Consider the following 19,842-nt stretch of genomic DNA (forward strand, 5'->3'; position numbering starts at 1 on the left):
AGAAGACACGATGCACGTCATTCTAGGCGCCACTGGGAAAATCGGCCGCACGACTATTGCCGCCCTGCGCAAAGCCGGGGCGCCGGTCCGCGCCGTGCTGCGCGATCCCTCGCAAGCGCGGGAGTTTTCCGACCTCGGCTGCGAGATCGCCATTGCCGACCTGCATGATCGCCGGGCCCTGGCGACGGCAATGAATGGCGCCCGCGCCGTCCAGGTCATCTGCCCGGTCGATATTCGTGCGGAGCATGCGCAATCGCGAATGTTGCAACTGATCGATTCACTGGGCGAGGCTTTGGCGGCAGCCAACCCTCAGCTCGTCCTCGCCATCTCCGACTACGGCGCGGAGCAAAGCTCCGGCACAGGCGTCACCTTGATCTTTCACGCGTTGGAGACGCGGCTGCGAAAGCTGCCTTCCAGGCTTATCCTCCTGCGATCGGCCGAACATATGGAGAATTGGTCACGTCTTGCAAAAGCCGCCGCCGAAAGTGGCCGATTGCCAAGCTTCTATCATCCGCTGACCAAGCTGCTCCCCACCGTCTCTGCCTTCGATGTGGGGGCGATATCAGCCGAACTGCTGCTGGATAACAGTAACGCAAAACTCAGAATCGTCCACGCTGAGGGTCCGAGACGCTACACGCCAAATGACGTCGCCGCCGCCATTGGCCTTCTGGCCGGCCGCAACGTCGTCGCCCAGCCGCTGCCCGAAACGGAATGGCGGACCGTGCTGATACGAGCGGGTCTTTCCGAGGACTATGCACGGCTGCTGGTCGAGCTTTATGTCGCCCACAATGCCGGCAGGATAGATGCGGAAAGCGATGTAGGCGAGATCCGCCGCGGCAAGATTGAGTTGGTGGACGCGCTGCGGCCGCTTCTCGGCGCACAAAGGTGAGCTTACAGCCTCAATGCATTCCTCCACCGCCGCCTTCCTTCAGGTTGACGTTGCTGAGGATCAGAGCGAGCGGGATGGCGCAGAGCACTACCAGCATCAGCACGTGAAACACATCAATATAGGCCAGGAAGCTTGCCTGGGTTTGCACTTGCTGGCCGATCCAGGCAGTCGCCTGGGCTGTGGCATCCGCCGTCGTTGCTCCTCTTTCCGCGAAATAGCGCGACATTGTCTGCAGCGTTTCGTGGTAGGCGGGCGAGGACGGCACGATATGTTCCACCAGCCGGCTTTGATGCCATTGCTGGCGATGCGCCAGCACGTTGGAAGCGATACAGACGCCGATAGAGCCGCCGATGTTGCGGGCAGCATTGATCATGGCAGACGCCTGATTGGTCTGATCCCGTCTGAGGCCATAGTAGGAGGCCGAGGTGATCGGGATAAAGATCAGCGGCAGGCCGAGGCCGATATAGAGGCGAGACCAGACGAAGAAACCGAAGTTCAGGCCGGGATAAAGCCGCGTCAGCTGCCACATCGACATCGCGATAATCGCCGCGCCGACGGCGATCAGATATTTCGGCTGGATCAACGAATTCAGGCGACCTGTGACGAACATCATCACCATGGTGACGAGGCCGCCGGGCGACAGCGCCAAACCGGCCCAGGTTGCCGTGTATCCATAGTTCTGCTGCACGACCTGCGGAATGAACTGTGTGGTAGCGATCAGGATCGCGCCGGTTGCCATCATCACGATGAAACAGGATCCGAATTGCCGGGTGCCAAGCAGCCATCCATCGACGATCGGGTTGGCCTTCGTCAGCACCCAGGGAATTGCGAGAGCAAACGCCAAAATACATATCGCCGTCGTCGCAATGATGAAGCCGGAACCGAACCAATCCTCCGTCTGCCCACGATCGAGGGTAAGTTCGAGCGAGCCTAGAAAGGTCGCGACCAGCAAAAAGCCGACGAGATCGAAACGGACTCCCTTCTTTCGGAACTCCTGACGTTTCTGCGCCGTCTCGGGGCTCTCCTTCAACAAGATGTAGACAAGGGCGAAGGCGAAAACGCCGACAGGACCGTTGATAAGGAAGCACCAGTGCCAGGAGAAGTTGTCCGACAGATAGCCGCCAAGCGTCGGACCCACGACCGGTGCGACCACGACGGCCACGCCGAAAAGCGCGAAGGCCTGGCCGCGCTTTGCCGGCGGAAAGGCATCGGCGAGGATGGCCTGCGAGGTCGGGATCATACCGCCACCGGCAAACCCCTGGATGACCCGGAAAATCAGCAATGTCTGCAGGTTCCAGGAAAGACCGCACAGGATAGAGGCGATCGTGAATGTCGCGAGACACAGGAGGTAGAACCGTCGCCGCCCGAACCGCTCGGAAAGATAGCTGCTGGCAACAAGCACGATGGCGTTGGACACCAGATAGGTCGTCACCACCCAGGATGCCTCGTCGGAGCTAACCGCAAGACCGCCGGAGATATAGCGCAGCGCGACATTGGCAATCGTGGTGTCCAGCACCTCCATGAAGGTCGCAAGCGACACCACGATCGCGATCAGCCACGGATTGGTGGCGTGGGCGGCAACTCCTGTCCCGCCGGCGGCTGAGCTTGCCCCGCTCATCTCAGTTCCTCGGGCGAACCGTAACCGTCGGGACCACGGACATGCCGGGACCGATGGCGACATCGGCAGGCCATGTGTCGACGATGATCTTGACCGGCACGCGCTGGGTAACCTTCACATAGTTGCCGGTGGCGTTTTCAGCGGGTAGCAGCGAGAACGCCGTGCCGGAACCGGGCTGGACGGAGGCGACCTTGCCGTGCAGCGTGTGATCGGGATAGGCGTCGAGCGTCACATCCACCGGCTGGCCCGGCCGCATGTCCGTCAGCTGTGTCTCCTTGAAGTTCGCGGTGATCCAGATTTCGTCGGGAACGAACATCGAGATCGCCTGCCCCGCCTCGACATATTGACCCTTGGCGCCGGTGAGGCGAACGACGCGACCCGGCTGGGCTGCGGTGATCGTCGTATAGCTCAGGTTTTGTTGCGCCTCCTCGGCCTGCGACTGGGCTTGCTTGAGGCTGGCAAGCGCACTGGATTTCTGGGCCTCCGAGACCGCCTTGTTCTTCAGCGCCGACGTGACGTTCGCCTGCATCTGTGCAAGGCTCGCCTGATCCTGCTGCAAAGTCGCGGTTGCCTGTTGCACCGACTGCACGCTGCCTGATCCACTCTTGACCAGCTGCTGCTGACGATTGGCTTCCTGCTGCGCATATTGAAGGGCCGCGGTTGCCGAATTTTGTTGCGCTCTTGCCACGTCGATAGCAGCGTCGGCCGCGTCGATTTGTGCGCTGGTGCTTTGGACCGAGGCATTGGCGACTTCAATCTGCCCATTCGCCTGATCGAGTGCGATCTGGTAATCGCGCGGATCGATCTTCAGGATGACGTCGCCAGCTTGCATATGCTGGTTATCGGTCACCGGAACAACCGCCACATAGCCGGAGACCTTGGCGGCAACCGAAAAACTGCGTGCATCGACGAACGCGTCATCCGTCGATTCGTAGGGATAGAAATAGACCCGCCAGGCAAACCACGACGCAACGATCGAGGCCGCCAGCGCCACAATGCCGCACAAAACCCAGAAGGGGTGGCGACGGATGAAAGACGGCCGCTTCGTTTCCGGCGCAGGGGTTGGACTATCCGCATTCGCGGGGATCTTCTGCTTGGGCCGATTTGGCTTGGTTTCCATGATATTGGGTTGATTGTCAGCCATGACATGACCTTTGATTGTTGTCCTGCACGGTTCGGTTCCCGGCTGATAGGCAGATGGCGGTGGTCAATGCCGCAGAAAACTTCGGATCTTCTTCAGATCTCGAATGAAGGCGAGCCGACTTCTTTCCTTCTCGTCCGGCTCCCTGATCCGCAAAAGCGCCGAGGGATGAATGGTCACCAGAATATCAACCTCCCCTGCTGGGCGAATAATGTGACCGCGGTCGCGCATGACCTTGATCTTCGAGCCGAGCAGCGAGGATACCGCTGTTGCACCGAGCGCCACCACCAGCCTCGGCTTCAGGAGCTCAAGTTCAGCCCCCAGCCACCAGGCGCAACGCTGCACCTCCCCGGCATTGGGCCTTGCATGAAGACGCTTCTTGCCGCGCATCTGGTATTTGAAATGCTTGACGGCGTTGGTGACGTAGCAGCGGCCCCGATCGACATCAGCCTCTTCCAGACATTGATCCAAAAGACGGCCAGCCGGCCCGACGAACGGTTTGCCTGCCAGATCCTCTTTGTCGCCGGGCTGCTCGCCGACAAGTACGATCTCCGCATTCTGCGGCCCCTCGCCGAAGACAAGATGCGTCGCATCGCGATAGAGATCGCAGCGCATACAGGCATCTGCATCGCGGCGCAGATCATCGAGCGTCGCCGCTTCGGCATGATCGCGCGCGAGCGACGGGCCAGTGATGGACAAAGGAAGTTTTTCGAGCATTGGGGGCTCGCAACGGTTTTAAAAGCTATCGCAAGACGAACTGATCGCGGTTCTTTTTGTTCCATGCCGGCCGATTTCTTTACTCGGGAACCCTCACCTCCGATCTTCGTTATGACGAAGAAATCATGCACATGGAGGAGATACTATGAGCAGCGAAGGCAAGACCGGCTCCTACACGCTGACCGCGTTCTTCGACGATGAATATGATGCGGAGGCTGCGGCCGAAGCATTGATGGATGCCGGCATACCCAAGGATGCCGTCACCATGACGCCGGGTAACCGCCCTGACACGGACCCTATCGACCATCTCGGCTTTCTCGACGCATTGACGGGAATCTTCTTCCATGAGAAGCAGCGCGCCGCCTATGCCACAGCTCTCGAACGCGGCGGAACGCTGGTGACCGTGCAGGTGAACGAGCAGCAGCACAACATCGCCCTGCCGATCCTGGCTGAGAAAGGCCAGATCGACCTCGACGAGCGCGAGTGAGGGAGAGAGCCTGGTTGACCGTCCAGGCACTGGCATAGCCGGCATGTGCACTTCCAGGCGGAACACTCGGGAACAATTGGTGCGGGTCAGAGTTCGGAGGGCAACCGACCGACGAAAGACATCATGACAGAGACGGACGTTCACGATGTCTTCGTCGTCGGCGCGCACAATGCGTATGTGATGGAAAAATCAAGCATAGCATCATGAAGCCGCAGCCCATTGGACCGGCTGTCCTTCAATCAAGGTTCCACGTTGCCAGAGGAAGAGCAAACATGGCTGACGACAGATTTGCATGGATTAGCAAGCGTGCTTACGCCATCTGGGAAGCGGCCGGGCGTCCGTCTGGATGCGATCAGGAACATTGGAAGCAAGCTGCTGCCGAGCGCGATATCATGGAGCGTTCGCGAGCGTCCGTAGATGGAGAGGAGTTGCTTCTTAGATTTCGACAGAAGGCAACTCCTCCCAATCCGGATCAAGCTTTGCAACCAGAAGACGGAGACGAGCGCATCATGGCAGATCGTATTTCATAGCCGGCCTAATGGCTCACCGAAATGCAATGGGCGTCTCTATCGAAAAGATGGAATTGCTCCCGAGCGATGGTGAGACTGACAGACTGGCCAACGCTTAGTTGAACATTGCCCGGCAGCCGGACGGTCGTCAGTTGATAGCCACCATGAACGACATAGGCATAGGTGTCGGAGCCGAGCCGTTCGATGGCGCAATTTTCAATCCCTCCGCCGTCGGCTCGACGGTCGGAGTAGCTGCATCGTGCTTACGAAGGCTACACAGGAACCATCTGGGAAGCGGCTGATCGAAAATCTGGATCAAACTGCGAGCGCAGAGTCTTCCTTACGCGATTGATGAGGCGGACACGAAGTGGCCTCGGATTCCTCTCCGCAACATGGGCCCGGCACATAGTGACTCGTCACGAGGCGGGCTGATGCGTTTCGCAAGTGCCCTCTCTTTTGCAGAACAAAGATGAGGCATCTCAATAATGCATTTCAGGATATTCGCTATCGCCGCCTTGGCTCTCTCTTCCGCGGTGCCTGCCGTGGCCGCGGACATGACTTACGAGCCTTCATTATACCCATGAAGGCTGCCTTCATCACGCTGGGCCTGGCTGCCGCCACGATAATTGGCCCTATCACCCCGGCACTTGCTCAAGTCGTCATTCACCAGGATCAGTCGTCGGACGACTATTCCGCCCAGGATGACACGGAGCAGAATTTCCTTCATGCCTGAAACAACCATCACGATGCGCGTAACAGGTGGGGAGAGCGCCGCGGCAACTTCGGTCCGGACGATGTGATCCGTCTCCTGGGGGCCGTGGCTATCGCGTAAAAAACGTAAATCACGTCGAAATTCGCTACCTGGTCGAGGCAACGCGAGGCGACGACAATCTCCTGGTGAGCGTATCCCGCCGCGGAGAGATTATGGGCGTCGTCCATGATAGCGGCTATTGATACCGATCATAACCAAGCCCCTCAGCTGCTATACGATCAAGCTGAGGAACACTCAGGATACATCAGCAGGGTAAACGCCACGGCCATTGAAGGACGCGGTTTCCTCATGTGACATCAAACCGCTCAAGCATCTTGTTAAGCCGCAAATTCTCGGCTCGAAGCTGTTCAGCCAGCAGCCTCTTGAGCCGCTTGTTTTCTGCCTCAAGCGCGGTCACTTCGTCCAAGGAAGTCGGATCCTCGAAAGTCGCGGATCGCGCGCTTTGCTTCTCGTGTGCACCCGTGGAAGCCTGCGCATTCGCATGAGTGGAGCCGTGCCTGGTGCGTTTCCTCGCAGCGCGCGCCGAAGCCGCTTGAGGCTGCGGTGCCGGCTCGCTCTCCTGCATCTGTGCGACAGCTTCGACGTTCGGGCGATCCGCCTGCTGCTTCGGCGCGTCAAACTCCGTAGCCACGGTCGACGGTATCAACGTTTGTGCAACATCGAGATCTTCCGCATCTTCGCCGACAGAACCCGCATTGCTCGGATCAGGTAGCTTGTCTTCACCCGCATCCGGCGTGCCGGATACGTCATTCGAGCTGAACGGATGCGATGGCTTATCATGGACTTCGCGGGCCAGAGCCTTGAGGTCAGTGTCTCCCCAAATCGAGCTCACCCGTGTCTTTGACTGTCGTCGCCCCGACTTGACTTCAACAACGAAACTCCGTTGTGGCGTTCTCATATATTCCCAACCTTAAGCAACTGGTGAAAAACCGACGCCGATCGGCGCCGCTGTATTTTGCTGGCGGACAAATATAGCTCCTCACCGCGCGCTTCAACTGGTTGGAGCGCAAGGGCGACGTTTTGCCCAGCGCATCAACAGTCTCGTAGCTGACGTGATTCCACAAGCGAAACATTTGTCTTTTCGATTGTCCACCTTGATGGAGCTCGCTGGAGGCGAGCCTACAAAATGCCGGCGTCAAACAATGTCCGGCACTCAATGGAGAGACTGACCGCCCACTCCATTCCGATCTTGGATTAGTCCAGTCCGAGCCTCTTGCGCAGCTCCGCATTTTCTGCGCGCAGCTTTTCCGCCAGAATCTTGCGAAGCCTTTGGTTCTCTTCTTCGAGTTGAACGAGATCGGCCAACCCGTTGCCGACCGAAACAGGCTTATCCCCTCCTTGGTCAACGGCCTTCACTGTCCGTTTCCACTGATAGTAGGTTTGCTCCGATATGCCGGCGTTCTTGATCGCGTCCCTGAGCGTACTTGTACCCCCGGCGACCTGCGTTCCTATCAGCTTGAGCTTTTCGCCTCTTTCCTGCTCGCTATATCTCCTGGGCTTTGCAGCTGGCACAGCCGACGTTGCATCAGTCGCCTTTGCTTCAGCCTGAACCGGTGTGGCAACCGCCTTCTGGCGCCGTGGCGCTCTCGGCTTCTTGACCTTCGGCGTTTTCACCTCTGCCTCTATCCCCGTAACTGCAGCAAGCGGTCCCGTGTTAGTCTCGTCAGCCATCAGTGTTTCCTCCTTAGCCATTGCCTGTTGTCTGCCGAGTGAACGACAGAGTCAACTCAACCGCCAGCCCGGTGCTCTACGGATGATTGATCCGGGACCCATGCTGCGTGGTCATGCAGCCCTTGCGGATAAAATGTGTGCCGGGCACGTCAGAATATGTGACGTCAACATCACTTGGCCTAGCTCATTGCTTGAGGCCACTATGTCAGACGTAGATCCAGGCTTGGATGAAGCTTCTTCAGATTTGGCAGTGACTTCATCTGCCATGGAATCTGTGAAGAGCCGCAAACGGTAAGGTGAATGTCTGGATGCTTGCGCGCCTCGATCGTCAGTTTGGCAAGCAAGTTGATACCAGAAGAATTCAAGAAGTGCAGGCCGGTCAGATCGAAAGTAGCCTTGCCACCGCCCTCGTCGAGCACTTTTTTAGCCAGATCATAAACCGGCGCATAGGCATCCGGACCCGCCAGGCGCATGGTTCCATCAAAATACAAGGTGCTGCCTTCGGACCAGACGCGGAACGCTTCTTCTTTGATTTCCATACAACATGCCTCTCGCGGGTTCACGATAGCGCAATTGCCATCGCAGCATAGGTTTCCAGCTTAGTTCGCCTGTGCGGCCGATCTTCCTCGAAACGCCAGGCTAGATGAACCTGGTAATCGCTCATCAAAGTCAACAGTCCCAATCCGGATGTGTTGCCACCTTCAAGCGCAGCCGCCTCGATCTGTTCTATGAGGAGCTCGTTCGGATCGCCGGCTATCACCCTCGACAACAATTGTTGAAATCGAGCGGTAGTATCGTCGTCGACGAAGTTCGCTATCCGCATTCTAAAGTTATGGGCATCCGTCAGAGCCTCGATAACGATCTCACCGGAAGTGCGAAACTTGATGGCGTTTTCGATCAGCTCATTCGTAAGATAGCCTATGTCATGCCTTATGGTCTTGTAGTGGCGTTCGGAAGACCGAAAGCCGAGCGCTATCGTTTCTGCGATAAAGTCCGAGGTTATAGCTGAATGCCGCCACGCGAGCCGTAGCGGTCCGTCAAGCAGGCGAAGCCGCAGAGCTTGGCTTGTATCGAAAGAAACGAGATTTTCTTGGCCATATAGTACGACTGTCATGCTCTCACCTATGCCGCATGACGACGAGGGTAATGTCATCATGAATCTTTTGCGTGCCGATGTAGGCCATCAGATCGTCGAGTATCCCCTTGACTACCTCTTCCGCGGTTCCGCCATGCAAGCGACGCGCATCCTGCAAAAGCCGCTCGAAGCCGAACAGTTCGCCGCTGGGATTTTCAGCTTCGGTGACGCCATCCGTATGTAGGACGACCATATCACCTTTCTCAAACGATACTTCCCGCGTGTCGATGAACTGCGTAATATCGGCTTCGAGGCCAACCGGAAGACCGAGGTCGCCGGTATCTATGCGCTCGACCTCGCCGTTCTGGCGGATAATGATCATATCCTCATGTTGGCCCGATATCGTCAATCTCTTACCGTCATAGTCGAGGAAGGATAAGGTGATGTGCTTGTCCGTCTCCGTTCGTTCGATGTTCTTGAAAATCGTGCGGTTGAGGTCGGCCAGGAATTTTGCCGGATCCATTTCGCCGGCCTCCTGCAGCGCACGAGCGATCGATTGAACCATCAGCATCAGCACGCCGCTCTCAAGCCCGTGGCCGGTCACGTCGCCAATACCGATCTTCAGATTGTTTCCATGCTGCAGGACATCATAATAATCACCGCCGACCTCATCGGCCGGGCGCATGTAGGCGGCGATTTCCAGATGCTTGAAGGCTGTCAGCTCCTTGGCACGCGGCAAAACCATGCGCTGAATATGCCGCGCCACATCGAGTTCCGCACCAAGGCGCAGGTTCTCGCTCTTCAACTGATTGGCGAGCGTGGAGATCTCCTCCTTTGCCGCCTCTATCTCCTTCGTCCGCTCCACGACCAGCTTCTCGAGATTTTCGGTGTGAAAGCTGATCTCCTCGGCCATCCGGTTGAATGCGACGCCGGCTTCAGCCACCTCATCCCTGGTTGGAATGTCGACCCTGACGGAGTAGTCTTTTGCCTGGATGCGCTTGGCGGCACCCGCCAGCGCGCTGATACCGCCGGTGATGCGCTTCGACGCCGCAAAGACCGCAGCGGTGACGATCATCAGCGACACGAGAACCGCGAGGATCTGATAAAGCAAAATCCTGTTGGTCGCGCGTGATATCTCCTCCTTGGCCGCAATCAGCGAAGCATAGATCTCGCGCTCTGGCACGACGATTCCAAGCGACATGACCTCGCGCTGTATGGGCCCACTCACCCAGAGATTGGTGGGACGCAATTGCTTGACGACTACGAGATAAGGAACCTCTTCGCCGTGTTCGGTGAGCGAGATGTGCTGGATGGCACCATCGGCATCAAGCGGCATGGTCGCAATGGCCTTTTGCGTGCTGTTCCGCAGCGAGCGGTCGAGACCGGTGACGCCCTTGTTGGCGGCGTCATTCGCCGCTCGCAAACCGATGGCCTTCTCTCCGACCGGATTGATTGCGACGACATTTCCATTCGACATGGTCAAGAAGCCGAAGCCGCTTTGGGCAACCTTCACATTCTCGACGATCTCGGCAAGCTGAGTAAGGGTGATATCGGCGCCGGCGGCACCTGCCACTCCATGCCTGTCCGCTGTCCAAAGCGGATGGAAGAAGCTGACGATCAGTTTTCCGGTAATCGCGTCCGTGTAGGGAGCGGTCTGGGTAATGTAATTGGCAACCGGCCGCGACGAGGGAGACAAAGCCCATTGCTGCCAGGATTCATAAAGGCCAGGAAAAAAGAAAGTCCAGAAATCAGCACTGTTGTGGCCTGGGTAGAGCCGGTCGAAAGTCTGCGCCTGCGTCGTGTAAGGCGCAGTCCGGAAGATCGGGCGCTCCCTGGGACCGATATAGTACATTTGCAGCTTCGACGCGCCGTTATGCAGCAGCGATGGAGCGACAAGATCAAGTATGGCGCTCGTCTCAATGTCGGCCTGTACCTGCGGAAAGGGATGGTGGTCCTTGTCCAGCATGTAACCCCAAACACTGATGACGGAGGGCCCTCCCGGAAGATTTTGCGCCCACTGGCCAACGGGATCGTAGGTCACCGTCACGGCATCGGGGGCAGCTTTGGCCAAGGCTGTGCCGACATTTCCATTCCTTGTGGGATGATCGATCTGACCCTGGAGCACCCCTGCCAGCGCGCTCACATCGGAATGCACCTGGTCGAGAAGCAGACCGACCTGGGCGGCCGTGGAATTGGTATAGGAGCGGATATAATCCTGGCTCGCCTTTTCGAGGCCTTCGCCCACTTGGGCGGTCGCGTTGCGGGAGAGACGCTGCACATTCCAAAGTGCAAGACCGCCGCTGACCAGCAGGTCGAAAAGGACGGCACCTCCGACAACGATGAGGAATTTGGCGCGAAAGGAACGCAGACCGAGTCTCGGTTTAGCGGTTGGTGGCATCGTCATAGCGGCTTTTGTCCCGATGAGGCCCAGATAGGCCAGCCGGCATAGCCTCTTGGGTGAAGCGCGGCAAAGATGTGGTCCTCGAATCCCTGTTTAAACCGATCGATGAATTCAGGTGAATCGCCTCTCCTGACCGCCATCTCATCGGCATAGACATTCCGCCATGCCGTGATGATGTCAGCGAAGTCCTGGGGATCGTCGTCGAGATTGGTCACCATGAAACTTTCCATCTGCACGTTCCTGAAACCGGCATCCAACAACATGCGACGACCTTTCGGTCCCATTTCGACATCCATGTCGAAATGAGCGAATAGCTTGGCAACCTCGTTATATGTCCACTGGATGCTCTCGGCTTTCGGCTCTCCAAGGCAATGGGAGTTCTTCTCGTTGGTGATGTAAACCCTGCCACCCGGTTTGCAGATACGATAGAGCTCCCGCAGCAGCACATCCGGGCGGTCGAAGATTTGCAAAGAGTGCCGGCAGGTCACAAAGTCGAACTGGTTGCTCTCGAACAGCATCTGCGATGCGTCACCATAGGTATATTCGATGTCTTGGACGTCGAAATTTTCCGCCACTGTCCGGGCGTAGGCGAGGCTTGGAATCGAGTGGTCGAGTGCAACGATCCGGGCCGGTTTGAAGTCCTTTCTCAAGAGCATCGCAAAATCGCCGATCCCGCAGCAAATATCGGCAATATGCATACCCTCGCGAAGCCCGTGGCGCGGCAATATCTCGCGCTCATGCCGCCAGGTCATCTTGGTTTGAGTCCTGAGGATCGGGATGAAACTCTGGTTCTCGACGAATGTCTGACCCGGATAGAAGGCAGAGTCGTAGATCTCGACGGTGATATTGGGCGAGAGATCGTTTAGATGGCGGAACAACCGGGACGCCCATGCGACGACGCTCGACGCAACCACGGTAAGCTTGATATCCGGCCTTGAGCGGGTCGCGTCGATGAGGACATGCGCCAAGGCGCGGAACGCCGTGTTGTTCATATGGGTGACACGCTTCAAATTGATATAGCAGACGCCCTTCACCGTTTCGACGCCGTTTCGCAGTAGGGCCAGATCATCGGCGAGTTCCGAGACCGAATGGGGTCTGAGCACTCCGCAGAGAGAGAACTCCTGATTGTTGACGTCGAATTGCGCCGTGAAGCGGTGGGACGAATAGGTGCTCAATTGAGTAGCCTTTCGAGCGGCAGATCCACGACAAAGGTCAACATTCCGGTATCCCTATAGAAGAGCGTGATGTCGGCGTCGTAGTTGATGGCCAGACCGAGAAGGATCGCATGCTCGGCTGGCGCGGCACCACTCGTGATCACATCGAGATAATTCGCAAGCGCCTCGTCGCTCTTCAAGCCCGTCACGACCGCATCGTAGAAGCGACGTTTCTCAGGCGAACAGGGAAAGGTCAGTTCTATCCGCTCCGTTTCGTCGCGTCGGTAGAAGCGACAGACAAAAGCACCATCGCGCTCCCGAGCGTGGAACGACATCTCGAAGAGCTCATTCAGGGCCGACGAAAGCACATTGGCGTGGCGGATGGGATCGTGACGATCAAGACTGACCATACCGGCGACATAGGTCGAGCATTGATCGCAGTTCAGCCAATCCGCCGTAAAGGCGGCCATCTTCATTTCCAGCTCGAGCATCGGCTCGAAGGCAGCATCTGCCGGCGTTTCCGTGGTGTTCAAGCGAAACCTCCTAGATGAAATGTGCCTCAGAAAAATCAGGGTCTGGCCTCGACCTCATCAAAGGTCACGGCCGGGTGCACGCGCGCCCTTTGCTTTATAAAGTCATGAAGCCGGTCGACATCGAGCGGCGGACTGAGAAAATATCCCTGCAATCGGTCACAGCCTTCGCCCTGGAGCCAGGCGGCCTGTTGCGCCGTCTCGACCCCCTCCGCGGTTACGCGCATGTTCAAGCCATGTGCCAGAGTGATCACAGAGCGAACAATGGTCTGGCTCTTTTTGTCCTGCAAAAGGTCCCTGATAAAATACCGGTCGACTTTGATGTTATCGAACGGGAAATTCTTGAGGTAACTCAGGGAAGAATACTCGGTCCCAAAGTCGTCTAGTGAAATCTGGATTCCGAGCACGTTGAGCGTGTTCAGAGTATCGAGATTGTTGATGGTGCGCTCCAATAAAACTCCTTCAGTGATTTCGAGTTCGACGCGCTCGGCGGGAAATCCGACCACGTCGAGTGTTTGCGAGACCCGATCGGTGAAACCCGGCGTCAGGAATTCCGCAGGGGAAAGATTGACGGCCAGGCTGTAGTTCACGGGCCACGTAAGGGCCTCCCTACATGCTTCCTCGAACATCCACTGGCCGATTTCACTCATCAGGCCGTCGGCCTCTGCCATGGGAATGAAGGCTGCCGGAGGAATGATCCCCAGGGTGGGATGCCGCCAGCGCATCAGCGCCTCGAAGCCGACGACGGTGAATGGAGGCTCGACCAGCGGCTGGTACTCGATGAAGAACTCATCGTGTTGGAGCGCCACGCGCAGACTGCGACGCAGCAACTCCCTTTGCTCCACCACGACCAGCATGCTCGGATCGAATGTTCGCGCCCTACGCCGGCCTTCCTTCTTGGCCGCATAGAGGGCAACGTCGGCAGCTTTCATCAGCTGCTCTCCCTCATTGCCGTCTCGTGGCGCGACGGCAACCCCGATACTGACGCCGACGAACAACGAGATACCGTTGACGACAAACGGCTTCTTGAATTCGGCGACCAGAGCGTCCGCCAATCTTTCAGCCTCGAAGAGTTGTTGCGAACCAACCTGTATGATGGCGAACTCATCGCCGGCGAGGCGGTAGACCGTCCCATTTCGACCGAGGGTTTTTTTTATTCTTTCGGCGGCAAGTTGAAGGATGACATCTCCGGCGCCGTGCCCCAACGTATCGTTGACGGGCTTGAAGTCGTCCAGATCGAGCTGCATCAGGGCAGGTCCTGCTTCTCCGCTGGCCGGCAGCAGCTTTTCCAACTCCGCGCTGAATTGGCGGCGATTCGGCAATCCGGTTAAAACATCATGTGTTGCCTGATGAATGAGCCGTGCCCGTTCACCGTCTTCAGACGACGTTTTCTTCTTGGCATCCGCACCGTCGATCTCGATGACCAAAAGACCGGTCCGGATATAAAACAACAACAGGTCGCATTTCTTGGGCATTGAAGCGTCGAGCCGGATGGTTCGCGGTTGGCCGGTATCAATCACCAGCTGGACGATGGCCGCAAGGGCGGGCTTCGCCAAGGCAGGATAGGCCTGCCGCAACGTTATGCCTGTCCGAGATCCAAGACCAACATGCTCCTTAAACTTCTTGGAGGAATCGACCAGTTTGAGATCGAGGTCCCAGAGTGAGATCAACGCGTCGAAACCGCTCTCAGATTCGGACTCTTGTGGAATGAGCTGCGACCGATCCACACGGCTTTCGGGCATAGGGCCTAGTCCTCCCAAAACAGCCACCCGGCGTGTGGCCGTTATCCAACTTGAACTAGCCCGTTCGCATCGGCGCTTATGCATCCATTATCGCAGTCACATCAATCGTACGGGCGCAGGCATAACTTTATCGGCGCTTGGCGACTATTTTAAATTAACATATTACCAGATGTTTAATTAGAAAATAGCTAATTGGCGCTACAACATATACGGGCGAAAAAGCTGTTGACAAATCGCTAACGGAGCCACGCTCGCCGGAACCCTTACCGATAGTCAAAAGCAACCTTCTCGACCTCGCCGAAAGCAAGCGTCACTCTGCAAGCATGTGCAGCGCGCTTTTGTGCAAGTTTAAAGCGTTAGTATATTTTAACACGAAAGAATCGAAAGGCGTTGCCTGTGCTTCCAGGCACTTCCTATAGCATGATCTGGCTGCTTGCGCCTGCCTATCTCAGCCCTGTCCCTGCTGAACGCGCAATGGCTGCTCCACCGACCAAGGTCGCCATTAACGGGCATCGGAATTAACTGTTCGAATTACGCCGGTTGGGAAGAAGTTGCCGGCCGGATTGATCGACCGCCCGGTAGGATCTGTCAGCATAGTTATTCGTGTCATTTGTGCCGACGGTGGAGGCCGGCCGGTTCCGATTTGCATCCCTCAGTGATCGCTGGGAGATCTCGAAACTCAAACCGTCATCGAAACCGAGATCGATATCGCCTATCTCCAATACACCCCAAAGGACTTCTCTTCGGCTGGGATTGATGCCGGGGCTGCCGGTCTTGTCGCCGGCCATGACGATGGCAGTTGGATGCTCAACGATGCCGGCACGTCGGGCTGGGAGGATCCGGGGCGTTCCGATGTCTCGTGCCTGCATTGCAATTGCTCCCTTTTTTAATGTTATTATTGAGACCGCTGTTTGGTTGAGTACCGCATGCCGGATTGTCAGGATGACAAAGTGCCGATCTGCAAGTCATTATTCAGATACGAAGCAAGCCGGCGAGTGAGCCCGCTTGCCTCAATAAATCGGGCCTCTTGATCCGAATTTAGCGACGACACTGCCGGACCTGTCAAATCAGCAAAAGGAAGGGGGAGAGCGATGGACGCGCCGTGAGCATGACACCAATTGCGCAAGCAACTTAATCACTTAGACTATATCCAGCAGGTTCATATTCGACGCCCCCTCCAAAGACAGGATATTTGGTCGGAATTGCACGTTGCATCTAATCGATTTGGAGGTACGTCCAACCGCCTGCTCTAGTCCTTGTTGATGTGATGCTCCACGTCGGGAATGCTCGTCGAGCCTGGTCGCATCGACCTTGCCACCCGCCCGCATATCCTCCGCCCCGCATAGCCTGAATGAAAGGTGGAAAGTCAGACGGCGCGGATACCCCATCATTGCCGAGGAGATCGATGGTGACGGCGCGCGGAATGCCAGTACAGGTCAAGCTTATGCTTGCGTGTGATCCATTATCATGCACCCAACAAAAAAAGCCCCCGAACGAGCCGGGGGCTTTGGCGAGCGTCTTGAAAGTTACAATATCTGCGCGATTTTCTTCGGACCATGGCTCGGTGCCTCATCGCGTCTCGCTTATTTTTTTTCCGGCAAGGCAAAACGGCAAATCAGATTTCCGGATGCATCGAAGACCTGCAGCTCCGCGGCCCAGCTACTGGGTGTGCTGCCGACGATAGTCTTGGACAGATCCTCGCGATGTCCTCCCTTGGCAGAAAACTCTCCCCCTTGCATGTTGGAGGACACGCCTCCCTCCGAAGTCGACTGGACCTGAAACTGGTAGCTTCCCTCGCGTGCCTTGGCGGGGATCAGCACGGCGGCAAGATGCGTCATGCCACCGATATCCTGGTACTCGATCTTGCAAGTGTCTGCGGGCGGTAGGGCGTTTACCATCGAACTTCGAGCTCCTTACAGTTTGGGAGAGCCGGGCGAAGCGCCGGCTCTCCCAAGCGCATTAGTGCTGGACCGTCACGGACATGTTGCCCTTGCCAGACTGATCCGTTTCAGAATAGTTGGAATGACCGAACTGGACAGTCGCCGAGAGGTTGGCCTTGCCAGCCTGGTTCGTATAGGACTGATTGGCCTTGCCGAACTGAGCCGTTGCCGAGATATTGTTTTTGCCACTCTGCAGCGATTGGGCGTAATTTCCTTTGCCGACCTGACCGATGCCAGAAAAATTGCCGTGGCCGACTTGTCCGGTCGCAGCCATATTGCCTGTGCCGCTCTGCGACGTTACAGACACGTTGCCGCCGGCAAAGGCCGCAGTCGAGGCAAATACGATAGCGGCGGAAAGAATCAGAGTTTTCATGGACATGGATGTTCCCCTTTCAATATCCGTCCCCATTGACGGTTATTGCAGGCTATCGACGTCCCCGGCGTTCTGCAGTGCCTCAATCAGGCTAAGCTAATAGCGGTTTTAAGAGATGACTTGGGCTGACGTTCATGAGGGGCTGCCTCAACACTTCGCAGCGTAGGTAAAACAGCCTGCCGCCTGGTGGAGATGGACTATCCGATAAAGAGAGACAGCGTTGACAGAAAAGAGAGCAGTTGCCCCTGTCGATGAAATCCATGCCGCGCCATGATCGAAGTCAGCTGATTATGGACCGTGTTCTTGGCGACGCCGCGAGCATGAGCGATCTCTGCTGGGGCATTTCCCTGCGCAAGTTCGCAGGCAAGGCTGGCCTCGGCCGTGGTCAAACCAAGCACGCTGCCGACTACGGCGGGTGTCAATCCGTTGCGGTCTCCCATCTTGCAGAAACTCAGCATGGACTTCGCGTCGTTGCCGAAACCGAGATTCGCAAATGGCGTCACATTGAGCGACTTGGATCCAAGAGGCTCAACTTTCAACAACCAACCAAAACCACCTTCCGCCTCCTTTACCCAGGCGATATTGGCATGGCCCGTTTCAGCATGCTGCTGCGATCGCGCCAGAAGCCTGTCGATCTCCTGACGCAGAGCCGATGAAGCCACCGTGAGAAAGCCTTCCGATCTTTTCAGGAACGAACCGTTCTTCTCGATCAGACGCTCGAAGGCCCTATTGCTTTCGATAATCCTGAAATCATCGCTGACAATAACGCGGGGCGTCGCGGACTGGGAAAAGAAGTGGTCGAGCCGTTCAGCCTTCTCCCGATCCTTCAGCATTTGTCGATGAATGCCCATTGCGATTTGAAGATGTGGGGTCAGTGCCATGAGTAATTCATTGGCAAGCCTGACATCGGCTTGATCTTCGTAGCTGAAGTTCAGGCCGAGAATGAAACGCCGCTGCCCTTCTTTGGTAATAATGGCAATGACCAGCTGCCCCTCGCAATCAAACATGTCGGCAAGATATGCCTGCCAGGTGGAGCCATTCCGCTTGATATCAAGGGCGACGGTTCCACCCTGGCCGAGACTTGCTGTTACGGTATGGACGATGTCGACGAAATCGGCTCTGATGAGCAGATTCCTGTCCACGTGCTTGCTGACGACACTGGCATTCTGTTCCGCGCCGGGGCCTATTCCCATGAAAAAGGCGCTGGTTGCGCCTGTGATCTTCCTGATTTCGCCAACGACATCGCTCCATCCCTCGGGGTTGCAAACGGCCTCATAGATCGTTTGAATGATGTAGAGATGCATCCTTCGTTTGAATTCTTCGGCCATGTTTCTCTCCCCGAATTATTCTGGCGATTTGCCAAAAGGACACGGCAGCAGCGCGGTCATCATATGGGCTGCTGCATGCGTCCGGCGGCAAATCGGGCGATATTCGAGACCAGCTATCTCTATCTGCTTCGTCTCCTGTGTGTCTTTGCTGACAAAATTGCCGGCGCGTCCGAAAGCGCTCGCTTCTATTTCAGAACCGCGCCGCCAAGGACACTCCTACTCCATATTGGCTGGTATTGTACCGTTTGATATCGCCCGCTGTCGGCCGTGGTGCGCCGAATGTTGACTGAACGCTGCCGGACACGCGGAGTTCAACGCGCTCCTCCAAGGGGAAGATGAGGCTGACTTCCATGCCGGTGAGCCCCATCACACCGCTGTCGCGCCGCACGCTTGCCGTATCTTCGATTGCAGCCACCTGAGGCAGGACGACCGTGTGGGTCAGTCTCGATCGCGCTCCGAAGAACGCCATTCCCGCCGTACCGCTGACGCCGATCATGAAAGGAGCGGGCGGATGGAAACGCGCGTCGAAACCAACGACGGGGCCGCCTGCTTCGACGTTAAACTTGCCGGCCTCCGACAGGCTTACGGTCGGTATGCTCGTACCCGAAACGCTGCTGGCCAGGTCGAAGGCCATGCCGTTTCCATAGCTTTCGCGGCTACGGCGATAAGTCAATCCAGCCTTGAGCGTGAAATCCCTGTCCGGCGCGAGTGGCTTTGCAAGCCAGACGGTCTGGGTATAGCCTGTCGCATGGACGAAAGACCATGTGCGGACGGTGCTCGCGCCGAAATCTCCGACGCCCGCGAAAATCAAACCCTGGCCATCCGCAAAGGCGCCGTAGGACGCAGCGCTCGGTCCCCTGCCGTCAGTGACCAGCGCCGCAAACGCAGCGCCGGCGGCAGTCGGGCTCACCGCATATTGCGTTACGGAATTCGGACCCGCCGGAGAGGAGGCGGAACTGGAAATTGCGGTCGTCGCACCGGTGCTATCGGTGAAATTGACATTCGCAAGCGCTGATGCGCCGGAGCTGTCCGTAATCGTAGAGAGATCGATTTCGCCGGAACCCGGCGAGCCAACCGTGATAATGAACGGGTTGCTCGAAATAGCGTTCGTCGAACTGGAATGCCCCGAAAGATCAAAATAGCTTCCGGTCCACATCAGGGAAAAGGCATCGGGGTCAGGCGATAGACGAACGCCTGCCGAAAATCCCGTTGTCGGCCCGGAAGCCGTCACGCTCTTCTCTCCCATTGGAAGCGTGCCGGAACCTACGGACGGAATTGAGAATTGTTGCCAGGAAAAGTCGACCTGGCCGGCGAAAACGGCTTGGTCCTGGGCCGAAGCCTGTTTTGCGCAAACAGCAAAAATGGCCAGCAAAGAGCCCAGACAAGCCTTCGATCCCAAAGTGAGAATACGCGTTTGATCCCCCCACAGTATGAAAAACGAGATTCTCTTATCGCAAGCTATCATAAAATATCGGTGAACATGCTATTTCTTTGT

The 19,842-nt window shown here is 57.0% G+C and carries 20 protein-coding genes; 4 read left to right on the plus strand and 16 right to left on the minus strand.

All coding sequences use genetic code 11. The features are described from left to right. Positions 1 to 10 precede the first annotated feature (10 nt). The gene (locus tag AB8B29_RS28155) at positions 11 to 889 is read left to right on the plus strand and encodes an NmrA family NAD(P)-binding protein (RefSeq protein WP_092574233.1); all 879 of its coding nucleotides are present in this window, start codon (positions 11 to 13) and stop codon (positions 887 to 889) included. Between the two features lie 10 nt (positions 890 to 899). Here AB8B29_RS28155 and AB8B29_RS28160 read toward each other — a convergent pair whose 3' ends face one another. From AB8B29_RS28160 to AB8B29_RS28170, 3 genes are all read right to left on the minus strand, one after another. Continuing rightward, entirely contained in the window at positions 900 to 2,507 is a 1,608-nt protein-coding gene (locus AB8B29_RS28160) for a DHA2 family efflux MFS transporter permease subunit (protein ID WP_092574231.1), read from the minus strand. A gap of 1 nt (position 2,508) precedes the next feature. Next, positions 2,509 to 3,651, minus strand: a complete 1,143-nt coding sequence (locus AB8B29_RS28165; protein WP_081999543.1) for an HlyD family secretion protein — start codon at positions 3,649 to 3,651, stop codon at positions 2,509 to 2,511. A 63-nt stretch (positions 3,652 to 3,714) separates the two neighbouring features. Next, positions 3,715 to 4,365, minus strand: a complete 651-nt coding sequence (locus AB8B29_RS28170; RefSeq protein WP_092574229.1) for a UdgX family uracil-DNA binding protein — start codon at positions 4,363 to 4,365, stop codon at positions 3,715 to 3,717. Positions 4,366 to 4,510: 145 nt separating this feature from the next. Between AB8B29_RS28170 and AB8B29_RS28175 the strand changes: the two genes are divergently transcribed. The 3 genes from AB8B29_RS28175 (at position 4,511) to AB8B29_RS28185 (ending at position 6,094) form a co-directional block, all read left to right on the plus strand. After that, positions 4,511 to 4,852 carry a hypothetical protein gene (locus AB8B29_RS28175; protein WP_051963258.1) on the plus strand — a complete coding sequence of 114 codons (342 nt, stop codon included), beginning with the start codon at positions 4,511 to 4,513 and terminating at the stop codon, positions 4,850 to 4,852. Positions 4,853 to 5,124: 272 nt separating this feature from the next. Next, the gene (locus AB8B29_RS28180) at positions 5,125 to 5,382 is read left to right on the plus strand and encodes a DUF2934 domain-containing protein (protein ID WP_092574227.1); all 258 of its coding nucleotides are present in this window, start codon (positions 5,125 to 5,127) and stop codon (positions 5,380 to 5,382) included. A gap of 448 nt (positions 5,383 to 5,830) precedes the next feature. Next, the gene (locus AB8B29_RS28185) at positions 5,831 to 6,094 is read left to right on the plus strand and encodes a hypothetical protein (RefSeq protein WP_244655290.1); all 264 of its coding nucleotides are present in this window, start codon (positions 5,831 to 5,833) and stop codon (positions 6,092 to 6,094) included. A gap of 325 nt (positions 6,095 to 6,419) precedes the next feature. Here AB8B29_RS28185 and AB8B29_RS28190 read toward each other — a convergent pair whose 3' ends face one another. From AB8B29_RS28190 to AB8B29_RS28250, 13 genes are all read right to left on the minus strand, one after another. Continuing rightward, positions 6,420 to 6,965, minus strand: a complete 546-nt coding sequence (locus AB8B29_RS28190) for a hypothetical protein (RefSeq protein WP_312865302.1) — start codon at positions 6,963 to 6,965, stop codon at positions 6,420 to 6,422. A gap of 362 nt (positions 6,966 to 7,327) precedes the next feature. Next, entirely contained in the window at positions 7,328 to 7,804 is a 477-nt protein-coding gene (locus tag AB8B29_RS28195; protein ID WP_092574223.1) for a transposase, read from the minus strand. Positions 7,805 to 8,004: 200 nt separating this feature from the next. Then, positions 8,005 to 8,343: a slr1659 superfamily regulator gene (locus AB8B29_RS28200; protein ID WP_034512334.1), complete on the minus strand. Its 339-nt coding sequence runs from the start codon at positions 8,341 to 8,343 to the stop codon at positions 8,005 to 8,007. A gap of 20 nt (positions 8,344 to 8,363) precedes the next feature. Continuing rightward, positions 8,364 to 8,918, minus strand: coding sequence for a slr1658 superfamily regulator (locus AB8B29_RS28205; RefSeq protein ID WP_037191840.1), 555 nt, complete (start codon positions 8,916 to 8,918; stop codon positions 8,364 to 8,366). 4 nt (positions 8,919 to 8,922) lie between these two features. After that, positions 8,923 to 11,283 carry a SpoIIE family protein phosphatase gene (locus tag AB8B29_RS28210; protein WP_092574221.1) on the minus strand — a complete coding sequence of 787 codons (2,361 nt, stop codon included), beginning with the start codon at positions 11,281 to 11,283 and terminating at the stop codon, positions 8,923 to 8,925. Beyond that, entirely contained in the window at positions 11,280 to 12,455 is a 1,176-nt protein-coding gene (locus AB8B29_RS28215) for a class I SAM-dependent methyltransferase (protein ID WP_047561708.1), read from the minus strand. The genes AB8B29_RS28210 and AB8B29_RS28215 overlap by 4 nt, the downstream gene beginning before the upstream one ends. Beyond that, a complete protein-coding gene (locus AB8B29_RS28220) occupies positions 12,452 to 12,967 on the minus strand; it encodes a hypothetical protein (RefSeq protein WP_047561709.1) in 516 nt (171 codons plus the stop codon). Before AB8B29_RS28220 ends, AB8B29_RS28215 begins: the two co-directional genes overlap by 4 nt. Positions 12,968 to 13,002: 35 nt before the next feature. Further along, the gene (locus AB8B29_RS28225; protein ID WP_092574219.1) at positions 13,003 to 14,706 is read right to left on the minus strand and encodes a putative bifunctional diguanylate cyclase/phosphodiesterase; all 1,704 of its coding nucleotides are present in this window, start codon (positions 14,704 to 14,706) and stop codon (positions 13,003 to 13,005) included. 518 nt (positions 14,707 to 15,224) lie between these two features. After that, on the minus strand, positions 15,225 to 15,575 hold the full coding sequence (locus AB8B29_RS28230; RefSeq protein ID WP_092574217.1) for a hypothetical protein: 351 nt from the start codon (positions 15,573 to 15,575) through the stop codon (positions 15,225 to 15,227). A 714-nt stretch (positions 15,576 to 16,289) separates the two neighbouring features. Beyond that, the gene (gene csgH, locus AB8B29_RS28235) at positions 16,290 to 16,604 is read right to left on the minus strand and encodes a curli-like amyloid fiber formation chaperone CsgH (RefSeq protein ID WP_092574215.1); all 315 of its coding nucleotides are present in this window, start codon (positions 16,602 to 16,604) and stop codon (positions 16,290 to 16,292) included. Positions 16,605 to 16,665: 61 nt separating this feature from the next. Then, on the minus strand, positions 16,666 to 17,025 hold the full coding sequence (locus AB8B29_RS28240; protein WP_047639060.1) for a hypothetical protein: 360 nt from the start codon (positions 17,023 to 17,025) through the stop codon (positions 16,666 to 16,668). Positions 17,026 to 17,216: 191 nt separating this feature from the next. Continuing rightward, the gene (locus AB8B29_RS28245) at positions 17,217 to 18,347 is read right to left on the minus strand and encodes a helix-turn-helix transcriptional regulator (protein ID WP_092574213.1); all 1,131 of its coding nucleotides are present in this window, start codon (positions 18,345 to 18,347) and stop codon (positions 17,217 to 17,219) included. Positions 18,348 to 18,537: 190 nt separating this feature from the next. Then, on the minus strand, positions 18,538 to 19,578 hold the full coding sequence (locus tag AB8B29_RS28250) for a hypothetical protein (protein ID WP_141694085.1): 1,041 nt from the start codon (positions 19,576 to 19,578) through the stop codon (positions 18,538 to 18,540). Positions 19,579 to 19,842 lie beyond the last annotated feature (264 nt).

Origin of the sequence: Rhizobium sp. 11_C7_N12_5, from assembly GCF_051811145.1 — a bacterium.
Lineage (GTDB): Bacteria > Pseudomonadota > Alphaproteobacteria > Rhizobiales > Rhizobiaceae > Rhizobium > Rhizobium lusitanum.

Coding starts and splice junctions, on each gene's coding strand:
- AB8B29_RS28155 (WP_092574233.1), top strand. CDS start 11: ATGCACGTCATTCTAGGCGCCACTGGGAAAATCGGCCGCACGACTATT.
- AB8B29_RS28160 (WP_092574231.1), bottom strand. CDS start 2,507: ATGAGCGGGGCAAGCTCAGCCGCCGGCGGGACAGGAGTTGCCGCCCAC.
- AB8B29_RS28165 (WP_081999543.1), bottom strand. CDS start 3,651: ATGGCTGACAATCAACCCAATATCATGGAAACCAAGCCAAATCGGCCC.
- AB8B29_RS28170 (WP_092574229.1), bottom strand. CDS start 4,365: ATGCTCGAAAAACTTCCTTTGTCCATCACTGGCCCGTCGCTCGCGCGC.
- AB8B29_RS28175 (WP_051963258.1), top strand. CDS start 4,511: ATGAGCAGCGAAGGCAAGACCGGCTCCTACACGCTGACCGCGTTCTTC.
- AB8B29_RS28180 (WP_092574227.1), top strand. CDS start 5,125: ATGGCTGACGACAGATTTGCATGGATTAGCAAGCGTGCTTACGCCATC.
- AB8B29_RS28185 (WP_244655290.1), top strand. CDS start 5,831: ATGAGGCATCTCAATAATGCATTTCAGGATATTCGCTATCGCCGCCTT.
- AB8B29_RS28195 (WP_092574223.1), bottom strand. CDS start 7,804: ATGGCTGACGAGACTAACACGGGACCGCTTGCTGCAGTTACGGGGATA.
- AB8B29_RS28200 (WP_034512334.1), bottom strand. CDS start 8,343: ATGGAAATCAAAGAAGAAGCGTTCCGCGTCTGGTCCGAAGGCAGCACC.
- AB8B29_RS28205 (WP_037191840.1), bottom strand. CDS start 8,918: ATGACAGTCGTACTATATGGCCAAGAAAATCTCGTTTCTTTCGATACA.
- AB8B29_RS28210 (WP_092574221.1), bottom strand. CDS start 11,283: ATGACGATGCCACCAACCGCTAAACCGAGACTCGGTCTGCGTTCCTTT.
- AB8B29_RS28225 (WP_092574219.1), bottom strand. CDS start 14,706: ATGCCCGAAAGCCGTGTGGATCGGTCGCAGCTCATTCCACAAGAGTCC.
- AB8B29_RS28230 (WP_092574217.1), bottom strand. CDS start 15,575: ATGCAGGCACGAGACATCGGAACGCCCCGGATCCTCCCAGCCCGACGT.
- csgH (WP_092574215.1), bottom strand. CDS start 16,604: ATGGTAAACGCCCTACCGCCCGCAGACACTTGCAAGATCGAGTACCAG.
- AB8B29_RS28240 (WP_047639060.1), bottom strand. CDS start 17,025: ATGTCCATGAAAACTCTGATTCTTTCCGCCGCTATCGTATTTGCCTCG.
- AB8B29_RS28245 (WP_092574213.1), bottom strand. CDS start 18,347: ATGGCCGAAGAATTCAAACGAAGGATGCATCTCTACATCATTCAAACG.